The sequence below is a fragment of the Aquimarina sp. U1-2 genome, assembly GCF_017897595.1.
GTDB lineage: Bacteria > Bacteroidota > Bacteroidia > Flavobacteriales > Flavobacteriaceae > Aquimarina.
The window spans coordinates 1-567 of sequence record NZ_JAGKIK010000052.1 but is presented as its reverse complement, the minus strand read 5'-3'; the positions used below and the strand labels follow the sequence as shown (position 1 = coordinate 567).

General features: G+C 29.1%; 1 pseudogene. It reads left to right on the top strand.

Going from position 1 to position 567, the window contains the following annotated elements:
• Positions 1-567: pseudogene (locus J8281_RS18960) on the top strand (DUF4350 domain-containing protein); the annotation flags it as partial.

The following is a 567-nucleotide window of genomic DNA, read 5'->3' as shown; positions in this document are numbered from 1 at the left end:
GACACCCTTGATATTGATGTAGATTTTGAATACAACGCTAAGAATGATAGTATATCTTATTTGTCTTTTAAGAATAAAAACTTAAATACTATTAAAATAGATAAAAATGAGGGCGACTACTTTTTTTCGAGTTTTGATAGTATTAACTATACTATTTTAGGGCATTCTAAAACCGATAAAAAACGTGTTAATTTTATAAAAGTGCCTTTTGGAGAGGGCAACATTTTATTACATACCGAACCTAAAGCCTTCACAAATTATCATATTTTAAAAGACGATAGATATCAATATGTTGAAAGTGCTTTATCCTATTTACCAGATGATGATGTGTATTTTGATTCTTATTCCAAAAGACAAACACCCTATGGAGATGCCGAACAAGAATCTAACTTAACTTGGTTTTTAGACCAGTTATCGTTTCGTTGGGCGTGGTATACAGCTATTATTTTTATGATTTTATTCATGATTTTTAATGCCAAACGCCGCCAACGTATTATTAAAATTATTAAACCTCTACAAAACACCTCTTTAGCTTTTGTAAAAACTATTTCTAATTTATACATAGAA